The sequence below is a fragment of the Streptomyces sp. CA2R106 genome (assembly GCF_037034245.1).
GTDB lineage: Bacteria > Actinomycetota > Actinomycetes > Streptomycetales > Streptomycetaceae > Actinacidiphila.
The window spans coordinates 118606-141504 of record NZ_JBAGKC010000003.1; the positions used below are offsets into that span (position 1 = coordinate 118606).

The 22899-nt window shown below is 74.4% G+C and carries 28 protein-coding genes; 14 read left to right on the top strand and 14 right to left on the bottom strand.

The features are described from left to right. Positions 1–92: 92 nt before the first annotated feature. On the bottom strand, positions 93–689 hold the full coding sequence (locus WA788_RS06110) for a winged helix-turn-helix domain-containing protein (RefSeq protein WP_335972332.1): 597 nt from the start codon (positions 687–689) through the stop codon (positions 93–95). Positions 690–807: 118 nt separating this feature from the next. Then, positions 808–936 (bottom strand): hypothetical protein, encoded by a 129-nt coding sequence (locus WA788_RS06115; protein ID WP_335972333.1) that lies wholly within the window; start codon positions 934–936, stop codon positions 808–810. A gap of 163 nt (positions 937–1099) precedes the next feature. Here WA788_RS06115 and WA788_RS06120 point away from each other — a divergent pair, with 163 nt between their 5' ends. Continuing rightward, positions 1100–1243 carry a hypothetical protein gene (locus WA788_RS06120; RefSeq protein ID WP_335972334.1) on the top strand — a complete coding sequence of 48 codons (144 nt, stop codon included), beginning with the start codon at positions 1100–1102 and terminating at the stop codon, positions 1241–1243. A gap of 125 nt (positions 1244–1368) precedes the next feature. Here the strand turns inward: WA788_RS06120 and WA788_RS06125 are convergent, their stop codons facing one another. After that, positions 1369–2598 carry an acyl-CoA dehydrogenase family protein gene (locus tag WA788_RS06125; protein ID WP_335972335.1) on the bottom strand — a complete coding sequence of 410 codons (1230 nt, stop codon included), beginning with the start codon at positions 2596–2598 and terminating at the stop codon, positions 1369–1371. Between the two features lie 217 nt (positions 2599–2815). On the opposite strand from WA788_RS06125, the gene WA788_RS06130 reads away from it, so the two are divergent. The 6 genes from WA788_RS06130 (at position 2816) to WA788_RS06155 (ending at position 8992) form a co-directional block, all read left to right on the top strand. Further along, positions 2816–3463 (top strand): TetR family transcriptional regulator, encoded by a 648-nt coding sequence (locus WA788_RS06130; RefSeq protein WP_335972336.1) that lies wholly within the window; start codon positions 2816–2818, stop codon positions 3461–3463. Between the two features lie 253 nt (positions 3464–3716). Next, entirely contained in the window at positions 3717–4955 is a 1239-nt protein-coding gene (locus WA788_RS06135; RefSeq protein ID WP_335972337.1) for a Mur ligase family protein, read from the top strand. A gap of 89 nt (positions 4956–5044) precedes the next feature. Next, on the top strand, positions 5045–5773 hold the full coding sequence (locus WA788_RS06140; RefSeq protein WP_335972338.1) for a type 1 glutamine amidotransferase: 729 nt from the start codon (positions 5045–5047) through the stop codon (positions 5771–5773). 216 nt (positions 5774–5989) lie between these two features. Then, a complete protein-coding gene (locus WA788_RS06145; RefSeq protein WP_335972339.1) occupies positions 5990–7015 on the top strand; it encodes a 6-phosphofructokinase in 1026 nt (341 codons plus the stop codon). A 99-nt stretch (positions 7016–7114) separates the two neighbouring features. Further along, entirely contained in the window at positions 7115–8095 is a 981-nt protein-coding gene (locus tag WA788_RS06150; protein ID WP_335972340.1) for a cytochrome c oxidase assembly protein, read from the top strand. A gap of 15 nt (positions 8096–8110) precedes the next feature. Beyond that, on the top strand, positions 8111–8992 hold the full coding sequence (locus WA788_RS06155) for a hypothetical protein (protein ID WP_335972341.1): 882 nt from the start codon (positions 8111–8113) through the stop codon (positions 8990–8992). A 55-nt stretch (positions 8993–9047) separates the two neighbouring features. Here WA788_RS06155 and WA788_RS06160 read toward each other — a convergent pair whose 3' ends face one another. Continuing rightward, on the bottom strand, positions 9048–9926 hold the full coding sequence (locus tag WA788_RS06160; RefSeq protein ID WP_335972342.1) for a sulfotransferase family protein: 879 nt from the start codon (positions 9924–9926) through the stop codon (positions 9048–9050). A 208-nt stretch (positions 9927–10134) separates the two neighbouring features. Between WA788_RS06160 and WA788_RS06165 the strand changes: the two genes are divergently transcribed. Next, entirely contained in the window at positions 10135–11181 is a 1047-nt protein-coding gene (locus tag WA788_RS06165) for an NAD-dependent epimerase/dehydratase family protein (RefSeq protein ID WP_335972343.1), read from the top strand. Between the two features lie 42 nt (positions 11182–11223). Here the strand turns inward: WA788_RS06165 and WA788_RS06170 are convergent, their stop codons facing one another. Further along, complete coding sequence (locus WA788_RS06170) at positions 11224–12039, bottom strand: DUF1707 SHOCT-like domain-containing protein (protein ID WP_335972344.1); 816 nt, start codon at positions 12037–12039, stop codon at positions 11224–11226. A 163-nt stretch (positions 12040–12202) separates the two neighbouring features. On the opposite strand from WA788_RS06170, the gene WA788_RS06175 reads away from it, so the two are divergent. Together WA788_RS06175 and WA788_RS06180 are read left to right on the top strand one after the other, a co-directional pair. Continuing rightward, positions 12203–13051, top strand: a complete 849-nt coding sequence (locus WA788_RS06175) for a TIGR02452 family protein (protein ID WP_335972345.1) — start codon at positions 12203–12205, stop codon at positions 13049–13051. Positions 13052–13185: 134 nt separating this feature from the next. Further along, positions 13186–13683, top strand: a complete 498-nt coding sequence (locus WA788_RS06180; RefSeq protein WP_335973000.1) for a YbaK/EbsC family protein — start codon at positions 13186–13188, stop codon at positions 13681–13683. A 7-nt stretch (positions 13684–13690) separates the two neighbouring features. On the opposite strand, the gene WA788_RS06185 is transcribed toward WA788_RS06180, so the two are convergent. The 7 genes from WA788_RS06185 to WA788_RS06215 form a co-directional block, all read right to left on the bottom strand. Next, positions 13691–14488, bottom strand: coding sequence for an urease accessory protein UreD (locus WA788_RS06185; protein WP_335972346.1), 798 nt, complete (start codon positions 14486–14488; stop codon positions 13691–13693). Continuing rightward, the gene (gene ureG, locus WA788_RS06190) at positions 14485–15162 is read right to left on the bottom strand and encodes an urease accessory protein UreG (protein ID WP_335973001.1); all 678 of its coding nucleotides are present in this window, start codon (positions 15160–15162) and stop codon (positions 14485–14487) included. Before ureG ends, WA788_RS06185 begins: the two co-directional genes overlap by 4 nt. Before the next feature lie 31 nt (positions 15163–15193). After that, the gene (locus WA788_RS06195) at positions 15194–15898 is read right to left on the bottom strand and encodes an urease accessory protein UreF (protein ID WP_335973004.1); all 705 of its coding nucleotides are present in this window, start codon (positions 15896–15898) and stop codon (positions 15194–15196) included. A 6-nt stretch (positions 15899–15904) separates the two neighbouring features. Beyond that, positions 15905–17626, bottom strand: coding sequence for an urease subunit alpha (locus WA788_RS06200; RefSeq protein ID WP_335972347.1), 1722 nt, complete (start codon positions 17624–17626; stop codon positions 15905–15907). After that, the gene (locus tag WA788_RS06205) at positions 17619–17963 is read right to left on the bottom strand and encodes an urease subunit beta (protein WP_335973009.1); all 345 of its coding nucleotides are present in this window, start codon (positions 17961–17963) and stop codon (positions 17619–17621) included. The genes WA788_RS06200 and WA788_RS06205 overlap by 8 nt, the downstream gene beginning before the upstream one ends. A gap of 14 nt (positions 17964–17977) precedes the next feature. Next, positions 17978–18280: an urease subunit gamma gene (locus WA788_RS06210; RefSeq protein WP_335972348.1), complete on the bottom strand. Its 303-nt coding sequence runs from the start codon at positions 18278–18280 to the stop codon at positions 17978–17980. A 67-nt stretch (positions 18281–18347) separates the two neighbouring features. After that, complete coding sequence (locus WA788_RS06215) at positions 18348–18638, bottom strand: type II toxin-antitoxin system Phd/YefM family antitoxin (RefSeq protein ID WP_335972349.1); 291 nt, start codon at positions 18636–18638, stop codon at positions 18348–18350. A 57-nt stretch (positions 18639–18695) separates the two neighbouring features. On the opposite strand from WA788_RS06215, the gene WA788_RS06220 reads away from it, so the two are divergent. The 3 genes from WA788_RS06220 (at position 18696) to WA788_RS06230 (ending at position 20780) form a co-directional block, all read left to right on the top strand. Further along, entirely contained in the window at positions 18696–19361 is a 666-nt protein-coding gene (locus WA788_RS06220; protein WP_335972350.1) for an ATP-dependent Clp protease proteolytic subunit, read from the top strand. A gap of 6 nt (positions 19362–19367) precedes the next feature. Continuing rightward, complete coding sequence (locus WA788_RS06225; protein ID WP_335972351.1) at positions 19368–19745, top strand: hypothetical protein; 378 nt, start codon at positions 19368–19370, stop codon at positions 19743–19745. A gap of 537 nt (positions 19746–20282) precedes the next feature. Then, positions 20283–20780 carry a C40 family peptidase gene (locus WA788_RS06230; RefSeq protein ID WP_335972352.1) on the top strand — a complete coding sequence of 166 codons (498 nt, stop codon included), beginning with the start codon at positions 20283–20285 and terminating at the stop codon, positions 20778–20780. Between the two features lie 70 nt (positions 20781–20850). Here WA788_RS06230 and WA788_RS06235 read toward each other — a convergent pair whose 3' ends face one another. Then, positions 20851–21519: an ADP-ribosyltransferase gene (locus WA788_RS06235; RefSeq protein ID WP_335972353.1), complete on the bottom strand. Its 669-nt coding sequence runs from the start codon at positions 21517–21519 to the stop codon at positions 20851–20853. Positions 21520–21643: 124 nt separating this feature from the next. On the opposite strand from WA788_RS06235, the gene WA788_RS06240 reads away from it, so the two are divergent. Then, a complete protein-coding gene (locus WA788_RS06240) occupies positions 21644–22333 on the top strand; it encodes a GNAT family N-acetyltransferase (RefSeq protein WP_335972354.1) in 690 nt (229 codons plus the stop codon). A gap of 9 nt (positions 22334–22342) precedes the next feature. Here WA788_RS06240 and WA788_RS06245 read toward each other — a convergent pair whose 3' ends face one another. Further along, complete coding sequence (locus WA788_RS06245) at positions 22343–22771, bottom strand: ATP-binding protein (RefSeq protein WP_335972355.1); 429 nt, start codon at positions 22769–22771, stop codon at positions 22343–22345. Between the last annotated feature and the right edge of the window lie 128 nt (positions 22772–22899).

Below are 22899 nucleotides of genomic sequence, written 5' to 3' on the forward strand. Positions count from 1 at the left end.
CCGCGGGGCGCGTACGGCGCGGGTCCCGGTCGTACGCGGACGTACGGCCGGGACCCGGTGGTGTTCTGCTGCTGCCCTCCCCCGCACAGGGCTCAGCGGGCGGCCTGCGCGGGCGCGTACTTGTAGCCCACCCGGCGCACCGTCACGATGCTGCCGCGGTGCGCGGCGCCCAACTTCCGCCGCAGCCGGGCGATGTGGACGTCCACGGTGCGGCCGTCGCCGACATGGCCGTAGCCCCACACGGTGGTGACGAGCTGGTCGCGCGAGTGCACGCGGTGCGGGTGCGCGACCAGGTGGGCGAGCAGTTCGAACTCCAGGTACGTCAGGTCCAGCGGGCGGCCGTCGACGGCGACGGTGCGGCGCTCGCCGTCTATCACCACCGGTGCGGTGGGCGCGCCGCGCTCCGCTGCCGCCGGGGCGGCGGCGTACGGCTGCGGGTCGGCGGCGGGCACCGGCTGCTCGGCGGTCGCCTGCTCGGCCGGGACCAGCACCAGGTAGCCGACCATCGGGGCGCCGCCGGGCACCGCGGGCAGCACATGGCCGGGCGCCGGCAGCCAAGTGGCCCCCGGCGGCAGGAAGTCGGGCGCGGGCGGGACCTCGTCGGGCCGCACCGCGCGCAGCCGCTGCCGGGCGGCGGACGGCGCGGGGACGGCGGTGGGGGCGGACGGGATGTGCGAGACGTTCGACATGGTTTCGGCTCTTTCGCGCGAGAGGTCGGAGAGGACTTCCGTATGCGCGGTACCGGAAACGTGCTGCCGCTGCCGACGGCACCCGGCGTGCGGCCGGGTGCGGTGCGGGTGCGTGGAGTCAGCGGGCGACGTGGTTCCGCGCGGGGATCGCGCGGCAACACCAGCGGTCGAAGTGGTGCTCCTGCCGGGACGGCCAGAAGGGCTCGAGGTCGTCGCGACCTGTCCCGGTGTCAGTGATGCTGGCCATGCGCCTATTGAACCAGACCTCGTGCCCTTCGTGTGAGGGTCCGGTGAGGTCCGGAACGTGTCCGCGGTCACTCCGGCCGCGGACACGTTCCGGCTCGGCGCACCCTGCGGCGGGGCGGCGCACCGCCGGGGCTACGCTGAGGCGTCGAGTCGAAGGAGTCGCCATGCAGTTCCACCACGCGCTCACCACCACCCTGGCGGTCAGCAATTCCCCCGGGCCCGGACCGGTGATGCGCACCTTCATCGTGGTCGCGGTCGTCGGCGCCGCCCTCCTCGGCTGGTTCCTCCTCCGCGGCTACCGGGACTGAACCCCCCAGGCTGCCCGGCCGCGCAGTTGCGGGACCTTGCGGTGGGTGGGTGGCCGGCCGCGCCGTTCCCCGCGCCCCTGGGTATGTGCGGCTCCTCCTGGGGCAAGCCACCGGCCGGGGCAGCCTCAGCGGATCGGCACCCCGGAAAGCGTGCGGGCGATGACGAGGCGCTGGATCTCGCTCGTACCCTCGAAAATCGTGTAGATCGCGCTGTCGCGGTGCATCCGCTCGACGGGGTACTCACGGGTGTACCCGTTGCCCCCGAGGATCTGGATCGCCTGCGCCGTGACCTTCTTCGCGGTCTCGCTGGCGAAGAGCTTGGACATGGAGCCCTCCGCCGAGGTGAAGGGCCGCCCGGCGGTTGCCATCCAGGACGCCCGCCACACCAGCAGCCGCGCGGCGTCGATCTGCGTGCGCATGTCCGCCAGTTGGAAGGCGACCCCCTGGTTGTCGATGATGGGGCGCCCGAACTGCTCGCGGCCCTTGGCGTACTCCAGCGCGTACTCGTAGGCGGCGCGGGCGGTGCCGACCGCCATCGCGCCGACCGCCGGGCGGGACGCCTCGAACGTGGCCATCGCCGCGTTCTTCACCCTCTCCCCGTCCCCGGACCTCGCCCGCTCCCGGGCGCGCGCCAGCCGCTCGTCGAGCTTCTCCTTGCCGCCGAGCAGGCAGTCCCCGGGCACCCGCACGTCCTCCAGGACGACCTCGGCGGTGTGCGAGGCGCGGATGCCGTGCTTCTTGAACTTCTGCCCCTGCGACAGCCCCGCGGTGCCGGGCGGCACGATGAAGGAGGCGTGCCCCTTGGTGCCGAGTTCGGGGTCCACCACGGCCACCACCACGTGGACGTTGGCGATGCCGCCGTTGGTCGCCCAGGTCTTGGTGCCGTTGAGCACCCACTCGTCGGTGGCCTGGTCGTAGACCGCGCGGGTGCGCATCGAGCCCACGTCGGAGCCGGCGTCCGGCTCGGAGGAGCAGAATGCGGCGACCTTCACGTCACTGGCGTCGCCGTACATCTGGGGCACCCAGGTGCCGATCTGCTCCTCGGTGCCGTTGGCGAGCACCCCGACGGCGGCCAGGCCGGTGCCCACGATGGACAGCGCGATGCCCGCGTCGCCCCAGAACAGCTCCTCCATGGTCATGGGGATGCCCAGGCCGGTCGGGTCGAAGAACTGCTGGGCGTAGAAGTCCAGCGAGTAAAGGCCTATCTTGGCCGCCTCCTGGATGATCGGCCAGGGCGTCTCCTCGCGCTCGTCCCACTCGGCGGCGGCCGGGCGCATCACGTCGGCGGCGAAGCCATGGATCCACTCGCGCACGGACTGCTGTTCGTCGTTGAGTTCGAGCGTGAAGTCGCCCATCGTCACCCTCCACGGACTTGTTACTTGCGGTAACGGCAGTCTGTTACCGTGCGGTAGGGAATGTCAACTCGCAGACCGCACAGCGGTCGGGCGCCGCCAGGGTGTTACGTTGCGCGCAGAAACCCGCAGCACACGCGCTGTGCGGACGAGTTGATCAGACAAGCAGCGGACCACCTGCGCCCGGTCACCCGAGCGCGGCAGGCCACCGGGAGGCACCGTGGAGACCGGGCATCGGCAGGACCAGCGGACCGCCACACAGCGGCGCCGCAACGAACTGCTGGAGGCCGCCGACCGCGTGGTGCTGCGCGAGGGGCCCGAGGCGTCGATGAACGCGATCGCGGCCGAGGCGGGCATCACCAAGCCGATCCTCTACCGCCACTTCGGCGACAAGTCCGGCCTCTACCGCGCGCTCGCCAAGCGGCACACCGACGCGCTGCTGGCCACCCTGCGCAGCGCGCTGGACTCCCCCGGCGACCGCCGCGACCGGGTCGAGGCGACCCTGCACGCCTACCTGTCGGCCATCGAGAGCCGGCCGCAGGTCTACCGCTTCCTCATGCACCCGGCCGAGACGCCCGCGGCGGACGGGGAGAAGGGGTTCGACGTCGGCCGCCACCAGGCGCCGCTGCTGCGGCGGATGGGCGAGGACCTCGGCGACGTCATCGCCGAGCGGCTGGACCTGGGCCCCGACACCCGCGAGGTGGCCCGGGTGTGGGGACACGGCATCGTCGGGATGATGTACGCCGCCGGGGACTGGTGGCTGGGCGAACGCCCCTGCTCCCGGGACCAGCTGGTGCGGACGCTGGCCGATCTGCTGTGGGGCCGGCTCACCCTGGCCGGAGACCGGGCCGGCAGCCGCGGGCTGTAGGCGGACCGCCCCCGGGCCGCCCATCCCCGGCCGCCCGCTCCGGGCCGCCCACTCCGGACAGACCGCCCCGGGCAGACTCGCACCGGTCCCCGGCCTGTCCCCTGACCGACCCCGACCGACCCCGGGCCGGCCGCGCACGGCCATCCGCGTCGCTCCGCGGACCGCGCGCCCCGCCGGGCGCCGCGGCGGTCAACTCCCCCGCCTGGAAGTCGATAGGCTGGCGCCGGGCGCAAGTCGAGGAGGAAACAACAGGATGGCAGGCAACTCTGAGCCGCTGACGCCGCGGGCGAAGCTCGCCGTGACGGCGGGCAAGGCCGCGGCCGCGGTCTCCCGCGTCGCAGGCAAGGGCAGTGGATCGGTGATCGGCGGCAAGGTCGCGCTGAGGCTCGACCCGGACCTGCTCGCGCGCCTCGCCCGCCACCTGGACGTCGTACTGGTGTCGGCGACCAACGGCAAGACCACCACCACCCGCCTGCTCGCCGAGGCGCTGCGCGCCGGCGGACCGGTGGTGTCCAACGCGCTCGGCGCGAACATGCCCGCCGGCATCACCTCGGCGCTGGCCGGCGGCTCGGACGCGAGGTTCGGCGTCATCGAGGTGGACGAGAAGTACCTCGCCGGAGTGGCGCGCGACGTCACCCCGAAGGCGATCGCGCTGCTCAACCTCTCCCGGGACCAGCTCGACCGCGCCGCCGAGACCCGGATGCTCGCCGAGAAGTGGCGCGAGGGGCTGGCCGGCTCCGACGCGATCGTCGTCGCCAACGCCGACGACCCGCTGATCGTCTGGGCCGCCTCCTCCAGCCCGACCGTGGTGTGGGTGGCCGCCGGGCAGGCGTGGAAGGACGACGCCTGGTCCTGCCCGTCCTGCGGCGGGGTGCTCCAGCGCCCGTCCGACGACTGGTACTGCGGCGAGTGCGGCTTCCGCCGCCCGACCCCGACGTGGGCGCTGTCCGGCGACCACGTGGTGGACCCGTACGGCGTCGCGTGGCCGATCCACCTCCAACTGCCCGGCCGCGCCAACAAGTCCAACGCGGCGGTGTCCACCGCGGTCGCCGCGGCCTTCGGCATCGACCCCAAGGTCGCGCTGGAGCGGATGTACAAGGTGCAGGCGGTCGCCGGGCGCTACGACGTGGTCACCTACCAGCAGCGCCAGGTGCGGCTGCTGCTGGCGAAGAACCCGGCGGGCTGGCTGGAGACGTTCTCGCTGATCGACCAGCCGCCGGCGCCGGTCGTGCTGTCGGTCAACGCGCGCGGCGCCGACGGCACCGACACCTCCTGGCTGTGGGACGTGGACTACACCCGGCTGGCCGGGCACCCGATCATGGTGCTCGGCGACCGGCGGCTGGACCTGGCGGTCCGCCTGGAGGTGGCCGGCCTGGACTTCCGGGTCTGCGCCGACCTGGACGAGGCGGTGCGCAGCGCGCCGCCCGGCCGGATCGAGGCGATCGCCAACTACACCGCCTTCCAGGACCTGCGCCGCAAGGTCGGAAACTGAACGGGCAGGCGGGACCCGCGCACGACCCCTGGTCGTCGCAGGCCCGGCCCCAGACCCGGTCCCGACAACGGACCCGAGGAGAAGCACGCATGAGTGATTCCAGCCTGCGCCTGGTGTGGGTCTACCCCGACCTGCTCAGCACCTACGGCGACCAGGGCAACGCACTGGTCGTGGAGCGCCGCGCGCAGCAGCGCCGGGTGCCGGTCACCCGCGTCGACGTCCGCTCCGACCAGCCGATCCCGACCTCCGGCGACATCTACCTGGTCGGCGGCGGCGAGGACCGTCCGCAGCGGCTGGCGGCCGAGCGGCTGCGCCGCGACGGCGGGCTGAACCGGGCGGTGGCCAACGGCGCGATCGTCTTCTCCGTCTGCGCGGGCTACCAGATCCTCGGCCACGAGTTCGTCAACGACCTCGGCCGCCCCGAGCCGGGCCTGGGCCTGCTGGACGTGGTGAGCACCCGCGGCGAGGGCGAGCGGTGCGTCGGCGACGTGCTGGCCGACATCGACCCGCAGCTCGGGCTGCCGCAGCTGACCGGTTTCGAGAACCACCAGGGCGTCACGCACCTCGGGCCCGCCGCCCGCCCTCTCGCCCGGGTGCGGGTCGGCCGCGGCAACGGCACCGGCGACGGCACCGAGGGCGCCTTCAACGACACGGTCTTCGGCACCTACATGCACGGCCCCGTCATGGCCCGAAACCCGCACATCGCGGACATGTTGATCAAACTGGCCCTGGACGTCAACGCGCTGCCGCCGGTCGACGACCAGTGGTACGACGCCCTGCGCGAGGAGCGGATCGCCGCGGCGGTGCAGCCTGCCTGAGCGCTCCCGGGTTGCGGTCTCCGGCCGTCCTGCGCGACGTCGTGGCTGGTCGCGCAGTTCCCCGCGCCCCTGTCTGTGCGGCTGCCTCCGTGTGGAGAGCGAGCCGCACAGACGGGACGAGCCTGACTGGAGGGTCCGGGCGCCGGGTAAGCTGAGCCGTGATCCATCCGGACGAAGGGGTCCGGCCGCCTGGTTGAGTTGCAGGAGTAGCGAGCGATGCGAATTGGTGTCCTGACCAGCGGCGGCGACTGCCCCGGGCTGAACGCCGTTATCCGTTCCGTGGTGCACCGCGCCGTGGTGGACCACGGTGACGAGGTCATCGGCTTCCACGACGGGTGGAAGGGCCTGCTGGAGTGCGACTACCGCAAGCTCGACCTCGACGCGGTCAGCGGCATCCTGGCGCGCGGCGGCACCATCCTCGGCTCGTCCCGGGTCCAGCCGGCCCACCTGCGCGGCGGCGTGGAGCAGGCCCGCGGCCATGTCGCGGACCTCGGCCTGGATGCGATCATCCCGATCGGCGGCGAGGGCACCCTCAAGGCGGCCCGGCTGCTGTCGGACGCGGGGCTGCCGATAGTCGGCGTGCCGAAGACGATCGACAACGACATCGCCTCCACCGACGTCACCTTCGGCTTCGACACCGCCGTGACTGTGGCCACCGAGGCGCTGGACCGGCTGAAGACCACCGCCGAGTCGCACCAGCGGGTGCTGATCGTGGAGGTCATGGGCCGGCACACCGGGTGGATCGCGCTGCACTCGGGCATGGCGGCCGGCGCGCACGCCATCGTGGTGCCGGAGCGGCCGTTCGACGTGGAGGAGCTGGCCGACGTGGTCGGCAAGCGCTTCGAGGCGGGCAAGAAGTTCGCGATAGTGGTCGTCTCCGAGGGCGCCAAGCCCCGCGAGGGCACGATGGACTTCACCGCGGGCGCCACCGACGTCTACGGGCACGAGCGCTTCACCGGCGTCGCCAACCAGCTCTCGGTGGAGCTGGAGGAGCGGCTCGGCAAGGAGGCCCGCCCGGTGATCCTCGGCCACGTCCAGCGCGGCGGCACCCCCACGGCGTACGACCGGGTGCTCGCCACCCGCTTCGGCTGGCACGCGGTGGAGGCGGTGCACCACGGCCGGTTCGGCATGATGACGTCGCTGCGCGGCACCGACATCAACCTGGTGCCGCTGGCGGAGGCCGTCGAGCAGCTCAAGACGGTGCCCGCCGAGCGGTACACCGAGGCGGAGTGCGTGCTCTGAGCCCCGCGCCCGGCGCGCCTCGCCGCCCACGCCCCCGGTCGGACCGCCGACCGGGGGCGGTTCTAGTCTGGTGGGGCACCTCGGGTGAAGGAGTGACAGATGGATCACGGCAGTTCGGCGTTGCTGGCCATGCCGGGAATGCCGGGTATGGACGCGGAGCTTCCGCCGTTCACGCTCGGCCGGGCACTGGCCTTCGGCGGTGATCCGTTCTTCCTGGTGCTGTGCGTGCTGATGCTGGCGCTGTACGGCTGGGGCGTGGCGCGGCTGCGGCTGCGCGGCGACCGCTGGGCGCCGGGCCGGACGATCGCGTTCGCGGCGGGTGTGCTGACCATCGGCGTCACCATGTGCACCAAGCTCAACGACTACGGCATGGCGATGTTCAGCGTGCACATGGTGCAGCACATGGTGCTGAGCATGCTCTCGCCGATCCTGCTGCTGCTGGGCGCGCCGGTGACGCTGGCGCTGCGGGCGCTGCCGACGGCCGGGCAGGGCCGCACCGGCCCGCGCGAGGTGCTGGTGAAGGTGCTGCACAGCCGGGTGGTGCGGGTGGTCTCGCACCCGGCGTTCACCATCCCGCTGTTCGTGGCGAGCCTGTACGGGCTGTACTTCACACCGATCTTCGACGACCTGATGCGCAGCCAGGCCGGGCACATCGCGATGATGGTGCACTTCCTGGCGGTCGGCCTGGCGTTCTTCTGGCCGATCATGGGCGTGGACCCGGGCCCGCACCGCTCGGGGTACGTGATGCGGATGCTGGAGCTGTTCGCGGGCATGCCCTTCCACGCGTTCTTCGGGATCGCGCTGATGATGGCGAGCGAGCCGATGGTGTCCACCTTCAAGCACCCGCCGGCCTCGCTCGGGGTGCAGGCGCTCAGCGACCAGACGGCGGCCGGCGGCATCGCCTGGGCGTTCAGCGAGATCCCGTCGGTGGTCGTGCTGGTGGCCCTGCTGTTCCAGTGGTACACCTCCGAGAAGCGGCAGGCGCGCCGCACCGACCGGGCCGCCGACCGCAACGGGGATGCGGAGCTCGTCGCGTACAACGCCTATCTGGCGTCGCTGGAGGCGCGCAGCCGCGGCTGACGAAGGGGGCCGCGCGTGGGCGGGCTGGTGAGAGTGGCGGGCGGGGCGCTGGAGTTGCCCGGCGGGGCCGTGGTGCGCTTCATGCGGACGCTGCGGCTGCCGGAGTCCGGGACCCATCCGCTGCCGCCGGGGCTGGGTGCCTTTCCGCTGCGGGCGGCGGCGGACGGCCCGGACGGTGCGGACGGTGCGGTCGACCAGGGGCCGGACGGCGGCGGGGTGCTGCTGCCGGTGCTCCAGCGGGAGGCGGTGTGGCTGGGGTTCGCCGCTTCCGCGCCGGTCGCCCTCCAGGTGCGGGCCGGGGCGGTGTGCGCGGTGTCGGGGCGCCCCTGGAGCGGCCGGCTGGCGCAGGACCCGCAGAACTACCTGGTGCTGCCGCGGCAGCCGTGGCTGGACGGGATCAGCTCCGGGCGGGGCACCACCCGGCAGTTCGTGGCGACACCGCCGGGCCCCGGACCGGCCGCGGCGGCGGGGGCCCGGCTGCAGTTGCAGGTCTTCGAGTTGCGCGCGCACGCCCGGGCCCGGGCGGGAGCCGCGCAGGACCGGGCGGGGTGGGGCGCGGCCCGGCCCGGTGGCCGGTCCGGGCCGGTGCCGGGGGTGCCGCTGGCGGCGCCCGCGCCGGGCGAGGCGGTGCGGGTCGACGCGGCCGCGACGGGCCTGGGTGCGGGCGGGCGGATGCGGCAGGAGGTCTACCCCGACCCGCGGCCGCTGGACGACTGGCGGGACGAACCGTCCGCGCGGGTGTGGGTGCACCTGGTCTCGGCGGCGCGCTGGGAGCAGGTCACCGGGCGCCCGGCCCCCGACTCCCCGGTGGACCGGGCGGCCTACGCCTCGGCGGGCCTGCCGTGGTTCGCGCACTACGACGAGGACGCCCCGGACCGCCCGGACCCGGCCACCTGACCCGGCCCCGCGCGGCGTTCCCCGGGCGGCGGCGCGGGTCAGCGCCGGGCGCGCCTCAGTCCAGGTAGCCCCAGGTACGGCACATCGGCAGCAGCGCCGCGGGGATCTCCTCCGGCGTCGGCAGCGGGCGGCTGCGCTGCACCGTGCCGGTTCTGATCTTGTCCTTCCAGTCGCCGAGCCCCTTGACGAACTCCCCGTGGTCGTTGTCACCGTAGGCGGTCATCGACTCCTCCCAGGGGATGTCCAGGAAGGCGCAGACCTTCCGGGTCTCGCCCTCCGGGTCCGCGGTCAGCGACTCGTAGCGGACGGTGTGGCCGGGCAGTTGCTGCCGGGTGCGCTCCAACTGCTCCATGTACGCCAGGACATGGGGGACCGCCCGCTCCATGGGGCGCCCGGCGGGGTCGCCCTCGTGCCAGGAGCGGGCCACGGAGGCCGGGTGGCGCAGCAGGAACACGAAGCGGGCGTCGGGCCAGCAGGTGGCCAGCCGCTCGCTGACGAAGACGTTGCTCGGGGTCTTCTCCACGAGGGTCGGCTTGCCGCTGCGGACCAACTCGCGGTGCAGGACGCGGTCCCACAGCAGGTGTTCGATGTCGGCGGTGTTGTGGCCGAACGAGTCCATCGCGGCGGTGACGGTGGGCGTGGACTGCCGTACGTGCAGCATCCGGACGTGGGTCTCGTGCGGCGCGCACAGCCGCGAGTGGCTGTTGAGGATGACCCGCAGCAGGGTGGAGCCCGAGCGCGGGGCGGACAGGATGAACACCGGTGCGCGCAGCAGCCGGTCGGTGGCCGGGTCGGCCGGGGGCCGGGCCGACGCGGCGACCGGGCCGGGGGCCGCCGGGTCGCGCGCGGGCGCCGGGGACGGCGGAGCGGTCCTGGTCAGGCGGGCGCGGGCGCCCTTTCTCAGCAGGGAGTTCGCGGTGCGGAGCCTCGACATGCCGGGAACTGTAGGGCGTGTACTTGGATCTGCGATGGGAGAAGCTTGGGAATCGCTTGAGAATCCCATGAGAGTCCGCGCCCCCGGTCCGGTGCGGCGGACGGCCGCCGCGAACGCCCGTGCGGTGGGGCCGGGTTGCGCCCAGGGCGTATCCGCGCAGGGCGAAAGGGCCTGGTGGGCCGGCCGCCTGCGGCCGTAGCGTCGCGGCATGACAGGTACCGCGTTCGTTCTCGGAGCATCAGGTCAGATCGGTCGGCGGGCCGTGCAGGCGCTCGCCGCTGACGGGTGGGAGGTGGTGGCGGCCTCGCGGGGCGGGGGCGCCGACCCGGCGTGGCCGCCGCAGGTGCGCAACGTCCGGGTGGACCGCGCGGACACCGCCGCGCTGGGCGCCGCGCTGGGCGACGGTGTCGACGTGCTCCTGGACTGCGTCGCGTACGACGGCGGCCACGCCGACCAGTTGCTGGGCCTGGCCGACCGGGTCGGTTCGGCCGTGGTGGTCTCCAGCGCCGCGGTCTACCAGGACAGCCAGGGCCGCAACTTCGACACGCAGGAGGAGCCGGACGGCGCCCCGCGCTATCCGGTGCCGCTGCCCGAGACCTGGCCGACGGTGGACGCGGGCCCGTCGTCGTACGCCACCCGCAAGGTCGAGCTGGAGCAGCGGCTGCTCGCGGCGGGCGACCGGCTGCCCTGCACGCTGCTGCGCGCCGGTGCGGTCCACGGGCCCTACAGCCCGCTGCCGCGCGAGTTGTACTTCGTCAAGCGGGCACTGGACGGCCGTACGGTGCGGGTGCTGGCGTACGGCGGCCGCAGCCGGTTCCACCCGGTGCACGTGGCGAACCTCGCCGAGTTGGTGCGGCTGGCCGCGCGCCGGCCCGGGGCGCGGGTGCTGAACGCGGGCGACCCGGCGGTGCCGACCGCGGCGGAGATCGGCGACGCGATCGACGCGGTGCTGGGCCGCAGCGTCGAGACGGTGCTCGTGGACGGCCCGCCGCCGGCGCCGACGGTGGGCGACCACCCGTGGGGGATGCCGCACCCGATGGTGCTGGACATGGCCGCGGCCGAACGGGAGTTGGGCTACCGCGCCGTCACGGCGTACGAGGAGTCGCTGCCGGAGACGGTGGCGTGGCTGACCCGGGAGCTGGCCGGCGGGGGCGACTGGCGGGAGCGCTTTCCGAAGGTGGCGGGCATGTCGGTGGGAGCGAACAACTGGTTCGACTACGCGGCGGAGGACGCCTGGCTCGACGCGCGGAGCTGACCGCGGGGCCGGGTCCCATGGACGGGCGGCGGCCCGGGGCGCTCAGGCGTCTCCGGTGTCGCGGCCGGGGCTTCCCTCCGGGCCGCGGCCCGTCCAGGGACCCCGGCCCGGTCCGCGCCCCATGTGCCGCTCCATCCGCCGCCCCATGAACTCCATCCGGGCCTCCATGTGGCGGCCCAGGTGCTCCATCCGCTCCTCCATGCGCTCGCCGAGGTGCCCGCCGAAGGCGCCGCCCATGTGGTGGCCGACCCACCACGCCCACTTCGAGCCGCGCGTGACCCGCACGTGCCCGAAGACGGAGCGCCCGGTGATCCGCACCACCGGCCCGTCGGCCTCGTCGCCTTTGCGGCGCCCGCTCTGCGACCGCTTGCCGAAGACCGCCGACCCGGTGTCGTAGACGTGGGCGTTGTCCGGGACCAGGATCTCGATCTTGCCGAAGAGCGACCTGGCGTCGATGACCACCTCGCGGCGGGTGAACATCGCCTGCCGCAGGTCGATGACGATCGCGCCGAAGCGGGCGCGCGCGGTGGTGTGCGGGGGCACCGGCCACTGGCCCGCGCGCCGCACCTTCGCGAAGAGCGCCTCGATGGGGGCGCTGTCGCCCGGCGAGACCAGCGACTCCCCCGGGGTGGGCGAGGGCAGGTCGGCGGTGAGCGGGACGAGTTCGCCGCGGGTGCGGGCGGCGTAGACCGCCTCCAGCCGCTCGGCGTGCTCGGTGACGTCGAGCCGCCCGACGGCCAGTGCGTCGCCGAGCAGCGCCGCCACCTGGTCCCGTTCGTCGTCCGAGACCCGGATGTGCGCGTCGCTGCCGGTGCTGCCGCCCGGCTCGGCCGGCTTGGGTGACGACCGATCGGACACGGGGCGACCTCCTGGCGGGACGGGACGGAACCAGGTTCACGATATATCGCGTCTTCCGGCCGCCGCAAGGTGACGGCACGGCACGCCCGCGGCCGCTGCCGCCCGCCGGCGCCGCCGATAACCGATCGCGCTGGCCGGGGAGTTGACCGTAGCGTGCGGGTCCATGAGTGCACGTCTGCGGAACATCGCCCGCGAGAACGAGCGGATCGTGGCCGAGGGCGGCTACACCGGGCCGGACGGCCGCCGGGTGGAGCTGGCCGAGCTGGTGGCGCGGGCGGCGGACGGCACGGCGGTGTACGGGCCCGGGCCGGTCGAGGTGCCGGTCGAGGAGCGGGGCGCGGTCGCGGGCGGTCCGGGTGCGCGCTGCACCGTCACCGCGGAGAGCAGCACCGCGGCGGCCGGCCGGCTGGCCGCGGCGGGCGGCGGCCCGGTCGCGGTGCTCAACTTCGCCTCGGCCCGCAACCCCGGCGGCGGCTACCTCAACGGCGCCCAGGCGCAGGAGGAGGCGCTGTGCCGCGCCTCGGCGCTGTACTCCTGCCTGCTGCGCGCCCCGCAGTTCTACGCCCACCACCGCGCGGACCGCGACACCTTCTACAGCGACCGCGTCATCCACTCCCCCGCCGTGCCGGTCTTCCGCGCCGACTCCGGCGCGCTGCTCGCGCGTCCCTTCCTCGCCGGTTTCCTCACCTCCCCGGCGCCGAACGCGGCCGTGATCGCGCGTACGATGCCCGAGCGGGTACCGGAGGTCGGGCCGGCGCTGGCGGTGCGCGCCGAACGCGTCCTGGAGGTGGCCGCCGCGCACGGCTACCGGCGGCTGGTGCTCGGCGCGTGGGGGTGCGGGGTGTTCCGCAACGACCCGGCCGTGGTCGCGGGTGCCTTCGCGGCGCTGCTCGGTCCGGGCGGGCGGTTCGCGCCCCTGGTGGACGAGGCGGTCTTCGCGGTGCTGGACCGGCGCGGGGACTCCCCCACCCGGGCGGCGTTCGCGGCCGTGTTCGCACCCGGCGCGCCGTGAGCGGCAACGGCGCCGTACCCGGCAGGAGTCGACCAGGCAGCAGCACCGGCACAGTGAGCGAGCGGGGCATGAGCGAGCAGGACACGCAGGGGCGGCAGGAGCAGGGCGCGCCCGGCACACACGAGGCGCACGGGATGTCCGGGACGTACGAGACGTACGACCGGCTGATCGCGCTGCTGGACGGGCAGGGCGCCGCCTACCGCGTCCTGGACCACGCACCGCAGGGCGCCACCGAGCTGGTGAGCGCGCTGCGCGGCAACTCCCTGGCGCAGGCGGCCAAGTGCATCGTGGTGATGGTCAAGGTCGGCAAAAAGGTGACCCGTTACGTGCTGGCCGTGGTGCCCGGCGACCGCCGGGTGGACCTGGCGGCGGTGAAGGGGCTGCTGTCGGGCACGTATGTGTCGTTCGCGTCGCGGGACATCGCCGAGCGGCTGGCGGGGAGCGTGAGCGGCACGGTGCTGCCGTTCTCCTTCGACGAGAAGCTCGAACTCGTCGTCGACCCGGCGCTGCTGGTCCATGACGAGCTGTACTTCAACGCCGCCCGCCTGGACCGGTCGCTGGCGCTGAGCACCAAGGACTACGTGCGGATCGCCGCGCCCCGCACGGAGGCGATCGCGGCGGCCGCGGACTGATCGGCGGCTACTCGGCCCCGAACCGCCGCAGGTAGCCGTCGAGCAGCCGGCGCAGCATCCGCCCGTCGGGGGCGAGCGCGGTGACGAGCAGCGCGGGGCCGGCCAGCGGGGTCAGGGCGGCGCGGCCGGAGGCGGGGGGCACGTCGGCGCGTTCGGCCGCCTGGCCGGCCAGGTCCGGTGCCACCAGCAGGAGTTGGCCGACGGCGCCGTGGCCGCCGAGGACGGCGGGCCCGGCCCAGCCGGGGGTGGCGCCGGGGCCGAAGGAGAGTTCCTGGTCCAGCAGCGGGCGCCCGTCCAGCCGTACGGTGAGGCGGCTGGACAGGCGTCCGGCCGGTTCGCCGTAGCGGCCGAGGATCTGCTCCTCGCGCAGCACCAGCCGGGCGCCGGGGGCGAGTTCGGCCCGGGTGGCGGCCTTGAGGTCGCTGCCGCGGGCGGCGATCAGCGGTTCGGGCAGCCACCGCAGTACGGCTCCGGCGCCGACGGTCAACCGCACGTCGTACGTGGCCTGTTCGCCGCCGCGGCCGGGCAGCGACACGGTGGCCGCCGACGCGCCGACGGTCAGCCGGGCGCCGGGCGCCGCCTCGGCCTCGATCCGCAGCCGGTCCCCGCCGAGCGGCGCGGTCATCGCGCCGACCACGGTCACCCGCGCCTCGCTGCCGGCCGGCCCGGTCCTGCGCAGCGCCAGCGGTCCGTCCCCGGCCAGCAGCGGCAGTGCGGTGCCGCCGCGGCCGTCGGGCGCGGCCCGTATCCGGGCGACGGCCGCCACGCCGCGCGCGCCGTCCACCGCCGCCGCGGGTGCGCTCATGCGCGGACCGCCGTCCAGGCCGCGAGGCGCTCACCGACCCACCGGGCGACCGGGTCCACCCCGCCGGGCTGCCGGACCGAGGTGAACAGCACCGGCAGCGGGCCGCGTTGGGCCTCCGCGTCGACGGCCATCCGCCGCAGGTCCGCGCCGACGTAGGGGGCCAGGTCCGTCTTGTTGACCACCAGCAGGTCGGCCGTGGTCACCCCGGGGCCGCCCTTGCGGGGGATGTCGTCGCCGCCGGCGACGTCGATCACGAACACCTGCGCGTCCACCAGGCCGCGGGAGAAGGTCGCCGTCAGGTTGTCCCCGCCGGACTCCACCAGCACCAGGTCCAGCGGGCCGACCGACTCCTCCAGTTCCTCCACCGCCTCCAGGTTCGCCGAGATGTCGTCCCTGATCGCGGTGTGCGGGCACGCGCCGGTCTCCACCGCCACGATGTGCTCCGGCGGCAGCACCGCCTCGCGCAGCAGGAAGTCGGCGTCCTCCCGGGTGTAGATGTCGTTGGTGACCACGCCGATCGCCAGGGAGTCCCGCAGTGTCCGGCACAGCGCCGCCACCGTCGCGGTCTTCCCCGATCCCACCGGTCCCCCGAACCCGATCCGCAGGGCGCGCCCGCCGGCCTGCGCGGACGACGTGTACCGCTGGGGGAACACCTCGGGATGGTCCAGGTGCATGGTCAACCACTCGCTTTCTCGCTGGTGCGGGTCATGACGCGAAGAGCCGGACGGGCCAGGCCGCGTGGGCCTCCGCGTCGAGGTCGATCAGGGGCGCGCAGGGCGCGGGGAGAGTGTCCGGCCCTTCGCGGCAGGCGCGTTCGGCGGCCGCGGTGGCGGCGGCCGCGACGGAGTCGACCTCGGGGGCGAGGCGGCCCAGGACGGCGGCCGCGTGGAAGGGGTCGAGGCCGAGCAGCCGTACGGCGGCGAACGCCGGGGTGCTCACGCTGTCGTAGGCGCCCGCGTGGGCCGCGTCGGCGGGCGGCAGGCCGGCCGCGGCGGCGGTGACGCCGAGCACGACGGCCTGGTGGGCGCCGCGCGGCCGGGCCGCGGCGAGCGCGTCGAGCGCGGGCGCCGGCCACACCGCCCGTGCGGCGCGCAGGAGTTGGCGGCCCAGCCGCCGGGAGGCCGCGCGCAGGGCCGCGGACGGGGTGCGGGCGTCGGCGGCCTCGTCGAGGCCGAGCGGGTCGGCCCCGGCGGTCGCCGCCGCGGCCAGTGCGGCGGCGACCTGTCCTGTGGTGTGCAGCCGGCCGCGGCAGAACTCCGCGAGACTGCCGGGGTCGCGCACCCTGCCGTCGGCCACGGCGGCCTCGACGCCGCCGGAGTGGGCGTGGCCGCCGGCCGGGAAGCGGCCGTCGGTGAGCAGCAGGAGCGCGGCCCGCGTGCCGGGCACATGGCTGGCGCGTTCGTTCGCCATCATGCCTCAGAAAAGGAAGTACCGCTGAGCCATGGGAAGTTCGGCGGCGGGTGCGGGTTCGACCACCTCGCCGTCGATCCGCACGGTGAAGGTGTCGGCGTCGACCTCGACCCGCGGCAGCGCGTCGTTCTCCCGCATGTCGGCCTTGGTGACGGCGCGGGTGCTGCCGGTCGCGGTGAACTGCTTGGCCAGGCCGAGCCGTTCGGGCAGCGCGTCGTCGATGGCGGCCTGGTTCACGAAGTTGACCGAGTTCGCGGCGGGCGCGGCGCCGACGGCGCCGAACATCGGCCGGGGCAGCACCGGTTGGGGTGTGGGGATGGAGGCGTTGGCGTCGCCCATCTGGGCGTACGCGATCTGCCCGCCCTTGATGACCAGGTCGGGCTTGACGCCGAAGAAGGCGGGCCGCCACAGCACCAGGTCGGCGAGCTTGCCGGGCTCCACGGAGCCGATCTCCGCGTCGAGGCCCTGGGCGACGGCGGGGTTGATCGTGTACTTGGCGACGTAGCGGCGGGCCCGGTGGTTGTCGGCGGGGCCGTCGCCGGGCAGGGCGCCGCGGCGGCGCTTCATGACGTGTGCGGTCTGCCAGGTGCGGGTGGCGATCTCGCCGATGCGGCCCATCGCCTGGGAGTCGGAGCTGATGATGCTGATGGCGCCCAGGTCGTGCAGCACGTCCTCGGCGGCGATGGTGGTGGGCCGGATGCGGGACTCGGCGAAGGCGAGGTCCTCCGGGACGGCGGGGTTGAGGTGGTGGCAGACCATCAGCATGTCGAGGTGCTCCTCGACGGTGTTGACGGTGTGCGGGCGCGTGGGGTTGGTGGAGGACGGCAGGATGTGGGGCTGCGAGACGACGGTGATGATGTCGGGTGCGTGGCCGCCGCCGGCGCCCTCGGTGTGGTAGGCGTGCACCCCGCGTCCGGCGATCGCGGCGAGGGTGTCCTCCACGAACCCGGCCTCGTTCAGCGTGTCGGTGTGGATGGCGAGTTGGGCGCCGCTGCGCTCGCACACCCGCAGGCACGCGTCGATCGCGGCGGGGGTCGCGCCCCAGTCCTCGTGGATCTTGAACCCGACGGCGCCGCCTTGCAGTTGGCGGTGCATGGCGGGCTCGTTGACGGTGTTGCCCTTGCCGAGCAGCCCGATGTTCACCGGGTACGCCTCCAGCGCGGCGAACATCCGCGCCAGGTGCCAGCCGCCGGGGGTGATCGTGGTCGCCTTGGTGCCCTCGGCCGGGCCGGTGCCGCCGCCGACGAGGGTGGTCACCCCGGAGGCGAGGGCCTGGTCGACGAGGGTCGGCGAGATGAAGTGGACGTGCGCGTCGATGGTCCCGGCGGTCAGGATCGCGCCGTTGCCCGCGATGATCTCGGTGTCGGGGCCGATGACGAGGTCGGGGTGGACGCCGTCCATCGTCTCGGGGTTGCCGGCCTTGCCCAGCGCGGTGATCCGGCCGTCGCGGATGCCGATGTCGGCCTTGACCACGCCCCAGTGGTCCAGCACCACCGCGCCGGTGATCACCGTGTCGGGGGCGCCTTCGGCGCGGGTGGCCCGGCCCTGGCCCATGGACTCGCGGATCACCTTGCCGCCGCCGAAGACGGCCTCGTCGCCCGCGGTGCCGGGCCCGCCGGCGAGGTCGCGTTCGACCTCGATGAGCAGGTCGGTGTCGGCCAGCCGGATACGGTCGCCGGTGGTGGGCCCGTAGAGGTCGGCGTATACGGCCCGGGACAGCTCAGGCACCGGTGGCTCCCTTCTCTGTGGGGCCGGCGCCGTCCAGCGGACCGGCGGTCTGCCCGCGCAGCCCCGCGACGACCCGCTGCCCGCCGATCGGCACCAGCTCCACCTCGGCCGGGATGCCCGGCTCGAAGCGCACGGCGGTACCCGCCGCGATGTTCAGCCGCAGGCCGTACGCGGCGGCGCGGTCGAACCGCAGCCCCGGGTTGGCCTCGGCGAAGTGGTAGTGCGAACCGACCTGCACCGGCCGGTCCGCTTCGTTGAGCACGGTCAGCCGGGTCACCGGGCGGCCGGCGTTGATCGGCACCCCGCCGTCGGCGGGCAGGACCTCTCCGGGAATCACCGTGGTCACCGCCCTCAGACGATCGGCTGGTGGACGGTGACGAGCTTGGTGCCGTCGGGGAAGGTCGCCTCGACCTGCACCTCGGGGATCATCTCCGGGATGCCGTCCATGACCTCCGCGCGGCTGAGCACGCCGCGCCCGGAGGCCATCAGCTCCGCCACCCCGCGCCCGTCGCGCGCCCCTTCGAGGATGTGCGCGGTGATCAGCGCCACCGCCTCGGGGTGGTTGAGCCGCACCCCGCGGGCGCGCCGCCGTTCGGCCACGTCCGCGGCCACATGGATCAGCAGCCGCTCCTGCTCATGGGGGGTCAACCGCACAGCCGCACCTCACTGTCCTCGGGGTGGTGAGAGTACGTCGGCGCGGTTACGGATACGTTAACGCCTGTTACGGGCGGTGGTCTCCGGGTTGCGGGCCGCGGTGCTCGGCGGCGATGCCGAACCGGCGGCGTTCGCCCGTGGCGGACGCGCGGCCGCCCACCGTGGAGACCGTGCTGATCACCTCGTCGTCGGCCCGTTCGTCGAGTTCCCGCAGTCGTTGCAGGTCAGCGGCGGAGACCAGGCCGACCAGCGGCTTGCCGTGCCGGGTCAGCACCACCTGCTCACCGCCGTACACCACGCGGTTGATCAGTTCGGCGAGCTGGGCGCGCGCTTGTGTCACCGGGACGTCATGGGTCATGCTCACCATCATAACGAGATGTACGTCCTGTACATTTTGACCTGACGGAGGTGTGCGATGACCGACCGCCCGACACCCACGGCGCGCTACGTCCTGCCCGAGTTCACCGAGCGCAGCAGCAACGGCGTCCGCACCATGGACCCCTACTCCAAGCTGCTCCAGGAGCGGATCGTCTTCCTGGGCACGCCGATCGACGACACCTCCGCCAACGACGTGATGGCGCAGCTGGTCCACCTGGAGAGCGCCTCCCCCGACCTGGACATCAGCATCTACATCAACTCCCCCGGCGGCTCGTTCTCCGCGATGACCGCCATCTACGACACGATGCAGTTCGTCACCTGCGACGTGGCGACGGTATGCATCGGGCAGGCCGCGTCGGCGGCGTCGGTGCTGCTGGCGGCGGGCGCCCCCGGCAAGCGGATGATCACACCGGGTGCCCGGGTCCTCATCCACCAGCCGTCCCTGGGCGACGTGGTGCAGGGCGACGTCTCGGACCTGGAGATCCAGGCGAAGGAGCTGCTGCGCACCCGGGAGCGGCTGGAGGCGCTGCTGGTGCGGCACACCGGGCAGCCGGCCGAGAAGGTGGCAGCGGACCTGGAGCGCGACACGATCTTCGACGCGCCGGCGGCGGTGGCGTACGGGCTGGTGGACGTGGTCACCACCAGCCGCAAGACCGGTACGGGCCCGGGCGCGGGCGGCGCGCGCGGCACCGGGGCGCGGTAGGCCGCCGTGTCGCCCGAACCCCCGCCGCTGCCCGCCCTCACCCGCTCCGAGGGCGAACTCGTCGACTGCTACCTCGAACTGGTCGACCTGCTGGGCCGGATCAACCCCTCGCGCACCACCGACACGTACACCGCGCTGCGGGCCGCGCAGGCGCTCGTCGGGCGGGCGGTGGCGCTGCGGGCCGCGCAGGCGCTCGTCGGGCGGGCGGTGGCGCTGCGCGACGCGCTCACGGTGATGCACCTGCGCGGTGAGACCGCACTGCACCACGCCACGCTCGGGCGGGCGCTGCGGGTGCTGGACGGGGAGCGGCGGGCCGCGCGGGTCACGGTCGCCGCGGCCCCCGCCGCCGACCCGGGCGGCCCGGACGGTCCCATCCGCCCCTGAGCGGGCGGTGCGCACCTCACGGCCCGTCACCGGGTTGCCCGACACGGCGGCCTCGCCGCGTCCACCCGTCGGCGTAGCGGGAACCGCCCTGGCAGAAGGCCGCGCGATTGCGCGTGTCGGCTGGACCACCCCGGCGCTCGGCACGGTCCGCCCAGTTCAGCCGGTACGGCGCCGGGGCGCGGGCGGCGCCGGGGCGGTCCACTTCACCCGCATGTACGCACAGTGACGAATGTCACACTCTGCGTTTCTGTCCCGGCGCGGCCGTGTCGTATGCGTAACGATCCGTGGTGACGACAAGCCCCCGCCGCCGTGGCGGGGCGGTCCGTGCGGATGCCCAGTCCTGCCGACGCGCGGATGCCAGGTCGACACGAGTGCAACGGCAGGAGCGGAGGACCCAGCACGACGGCCGCTTCGCGCCCGCCCTTCCCGGTGGGGGCACAGCCGGCCTTGGGGTGAAGCCGCCGCATGCGGCCGGGCATCTTCGCCAGCCCGAACCCGACAGGTCATCCTTCGCAGGCTGATGACGAAGGGTTGCGCATGTGTACGCCCAACCGCAGCTGCTTCCGGCCGGCCGCTTCCCGGCTCTCCCGGCTCGGCGCCGCCTCCCTGCTCACCGCGGCCGCCGTCTCCGTCCCCGCCCTCCTGCCGGGCACCGCCCAGCGCGCGGACGCCGCCACACTGGCCGCGAAAGCGCTCAGCATCGCCGCCTCGAAGAAGGGCGCGCCCTACCAGTGGGGCGCCACCGGGCCCTACCGCTTCGACTGCTCGGGGCTGACGCAGTACTCCTTCAAGCGCGCCGGCAAGAAGCTGCCGCGCACCGCCGCGGCGCAGTACAACCGCACCACCCACATCGCGGCGCACTCCCGCCGCGCCGGCGACCTCGTCTTCTTCCACACCGGCAGCTCGGGGGCGTCCGTCTACCACGTCGGTATCTACGCCGGCGCCGGGAACATCTGGCACGCACCCAAGACCGGCGCCAGCGTCCGCCTGGAGCACATCTGGTCCCGGGCCGTCTGGTACGGCCGCGTCACGTGACCCGCCCCGCCCGTACCAGCCCGGCGGGGCGGTACGGACGGGGCGGTACGGGCCGGGGGCAGCGCCCGGCTCAGCCCACCGGGACCAGCTCCGGGCCCTGCGGCTCGGGCGCGGGGACCAGCCGCCAGGGCACGTAGTACGGGTTGCGGACGCAGTCGGCGAGGATCTCGCTCTTGGTCGCCTTGTCCACCGGGCAGGCACCCACGATGAAGCGGCGGTCGATGCCGCCGGCGAAGGCCACTTCGTGCTGGTCGGCCCACTTGTGGGTGTCGCCGATCGTGGCGTTGACGTCGATCCCGCCGGGGGCGTCGACGTAGTAGTTGTAGGCCGACTTCCACTGCTTGTACAGGTCGTGGTCGTAGCTGGTGCTGACGAACGGCGAGGGCTGGTTGACCTCGACGTAGGCGGCCAGGTCGTACTGCCCGTCCTGCGGGGCCTTCGGGTGGAAGCCGTCGTGGAAGACGACGGCCGGCGCGCGCCCGTCGGCGCGGTACAGCTCCCCGCAGCTGGTGCGGTACGCCGGCGGGTCGGGCACGATGCGGTGCACGTCCACGCTGCGGTCGGCCGCGGCGTAGAGCGGGTCGTGGACGACCGGGCACAGCTCCGCCGCGGCCGCGGGTGCTTCGGGCGCCGCGCTCGGCGCGGCCGTCGCCGCCCCCGAGGACGTCTGCGTGGCGAGCACCGCGGTCAGGGTCAACGCGCCGGCCGCGGCGAGCGACCGGACTCGGTTCATGATCATGGCCGTAGCCTGCCGCCCCGTCCCCCGCCCCCGTCCGACCCTCACCCGTTCGTAGGCGCGCCCCCACCCCCCGAAGTTGACGCCCCCTCACCCGCGCGTGCCGCCCCGCTGCGACAATGCGCGGATGCCCCGCCCCACCGAACTCGCCCGCTTGCTCGCGGATGCCGCGCAGGGCCGCTTCCCGCCGCCGGACGGCACCGTGGCGTTCTGGCCGCAGCCCTCACCCCGGGACGCCGGCGTCATCGCGTTCACCGCGCACACCGTGGTCTTCGCCGACGCGGCCGTGCCCGCCGGCGCCCCGGCGGGCGGCTACCGCGGGGACCTCGGGGACCTGCTGCCGCCGGGCGACCTGTCCGCGCCCCTCGGCCCGCCGTTCCTCAGCGCCCTCGCGGCCCGCACCGGCCGCCGGGTCGGCACCACCGACGTCCTCACCGTCGCCTCCGCACTGCCGGGCCCGCCACCGCGCGTCGCCCTGCGTGCGGCCGACGCCCGCTCGCACCCCTTTGCCGCGGATGCGGCGGCCCACCGCGACGAGGTGCGCGTGTGGGCCGCGCCCGGCGGGGTTCTGGTGCTCGGGCGCGGCGTCGCCGGGCGGTGGGAGTCGGCTGTGGAGGTCGAACCGGGCGGGCGGGGGCGGGGGTTGGGGCGGGCGCTGGCGCTGGCCGCGCGCCATCTGGTGCCGGCCGGCGGGCCGGTGTGGGCGCAGATCGCGCCGGGTAACGCGGCGAGCCTGCGGGCCCATCTGGCCGCGGGGTTCGCCCCGGTCGGCGCCGAGGCGCTGCTGCTGCCCGGCGAGCGGCCGGCCGCTGGGTGAGGGGCGGGGTCAGGGGACGCGGACGGACCAGGGGAGGGTGAACCAGACGGTTTTGCCGCCGTCGCAGGTGGGGGTGATGCGCAGGCGGCCGCCGGACTCGGCGATGAGGTGGCGGACGATGGCCATGCCGCGGCCGTTGTCCTGCTGGACGGCGCCGGGCAGGCGCTGCGGCCAGCGCGGGTGGGAGTCGGTGACCCCGACGTGCAAGTGCTCGCCGCACTCCAGCCGGATGTCCACCGTGAAGTTGGGCGAAAGGCCCGAGGTGTGCAGCACCGCGTTGGTGGCGAGTTCGGAGACGGCCAGCCGTACGGAGTCCAGGGTCGGCGCGTCGGGCGGCAGCCCCCACTCGGCGAGCCGTGCGCACACGTAGGCCCGGGCCGCAGCGACCGACGCGGGGTCACTCGGCAGGGTGACGGATGCTTCCTGAAGGTCAGCCATGGTGACGCTGTTCCCTTTCCCGCCGGGTCCGGGCACCGGTCCGCACGGGATTCGTACGGCCAGGTCCGGATGCGGCTGATTCGCGCCAGAGTGTCATCCATCGTGCCGCCAATACGAGGCCGCGAGCA

Bases quoted from the DNA above. Each gene is read 5' to 3' on its own strand.
- WA788_RS06135 (WP_335972337.1), top strand. From the start codon at position 3,717: ATGGCAGGCAACTCTGAGCCGCTGACGCCGCGGGCGAAGCTCGCCGTG.
- WA788_RS06235 (WP_335972353.1), bottom strand. From the start codon at position 21,519: ATGATCATGAACCGAGTCCGGTCGCTCGCCGCGGCCGGCGCGTTGACC.
- WA788_RS06245 (WP_335972355.1), bottom strand. From the start codon at position 22,771: ATGGCTGACCTTCAGGAAGCATCCGTCACCCTGCCGAGTGACCCCGCG.
- WA788_RS06215 (WP_335972349.1), bottom strand. From the start codon at position 18,638: ATGACCCATGACGTCCCGGTGACACAAGCGCGCGCCCAGCTCGCCGAA.
- WA788_RS06150 (WP_335972340.1), top strand. From the start codon at position 7,115: ATGGATCACGGCAGTTCGGCGTTGCTGGCCATGCCGGGAATGCCGGGT.
- WA788_RS06230 (WP_335972352.1), top strand. From the start codon at position 20,283: ATGTGTACGCCCAACCGCAGCTGCTTCCGGCCGGCCGCTTCCCGGCTC.
- WA788_RS06165 (WP_335972343.1), top strand. From the start codon at position 10,135: ATGACAGGTACCGCGTTCGTTCTCGGAGCATCAGGTCAGATCGGTCGG.
- WA788_RS06220 (WP_335972350.1), top strand. From the start codon at position 18,696: ATGACCGACCGCCCGACACCCACGGCGCGCTACGTCCTGCCCGAGTTC.
- WA788_RS06175 (WP_335972345.1), top strand. From the start codon at position 12,203: ATGAGTGCACGTCTGCGGAACATCGCCCGCGAGAACGAGCGGATCGTG.
- WA788_RS06185 (WP_335972346.1), bottom strand. From the start codon at position 14,488: ATGAGCGCACCCGCGGCGGCGGTGGACGGCGCGCGCGGCGTGGCGGCC.
- WA788_RS06195 (WP_335973004.1), bottom strand. From the start codon at position 15,898: ATGGCGAACGAACGCGCCAGCCATGTGCCCGGCACGCGGGCCGCGCTC.
- WA788_RS06115 (WP_335972333.1), bottom strand. From the start codon at position 936: ATGGCCAGCATCACTGACACCGGGACAGGTCGCGACGACCTCGAGCCC.
- WA788_RS06180 (WP_335973000.1), top strand. From the start codon at position 13,186: ATGTCCGGGACGTACGAGACGTACGACCGGCTGATCGCGCTGCTGGAC.
- WA788_RS06145 (WP_335972339.1), top strand. From the start codon at position 5,990: ATGCGAATTGGTGTCCTGACCAGCGGCGGCGACTGCCCCGGGCTGAAC.
- ureG (WP_335973001.1), bottom strand. From the start codon at position 15,162: ATGCACCTGGACCATCCCGAGGTGTTCCCCCAGCGGTACACGTCGTCC.
- WA788_RS06125 (WP_335972335.1), bottom strand. From the start codon at position 2,598: ATGGGCGACTTCACGCTCGAACTCAACGACGAACAGCAGTCCGTGCGC.
- WA788_RS06160 (WP_335972342.1), bottom strand. From the start codon at position 9,926: ATGTCGAGGCTCCGCACCGCGAACTCCCTGCTGAGAAAGGGCGCCCGC.
- WA788_RS06120 (WP_335972334.1), top strand. From the start codon at position 1,100: ATGCAGTTCCACCACGCGCTCACCACCACCCTGGCGGTCAGCAATTCC.
- WA788_RS06240 (WP_335972354.1), top strand. From the start codon at position 21,644: ATGCCCCGCCCCACCGAACTCGCCCGCTTGCTCGCGGATGCCGCGCAG.
- WA788_RS06110 (WP_335972332.1), bottom strand. From the start codon at position 689: ATGTCGAACGTCTCGCACATCCCGTCCGCCCCCACCGCCGTCCCCGCG.
- WA788_RS06140 (WP_335972338.1), top strand. From the start codon at position 5,045: ATGAGTGATTCCAGCCTGCGCCTGGTGTGGGTCTACCCCGACCTGCTC.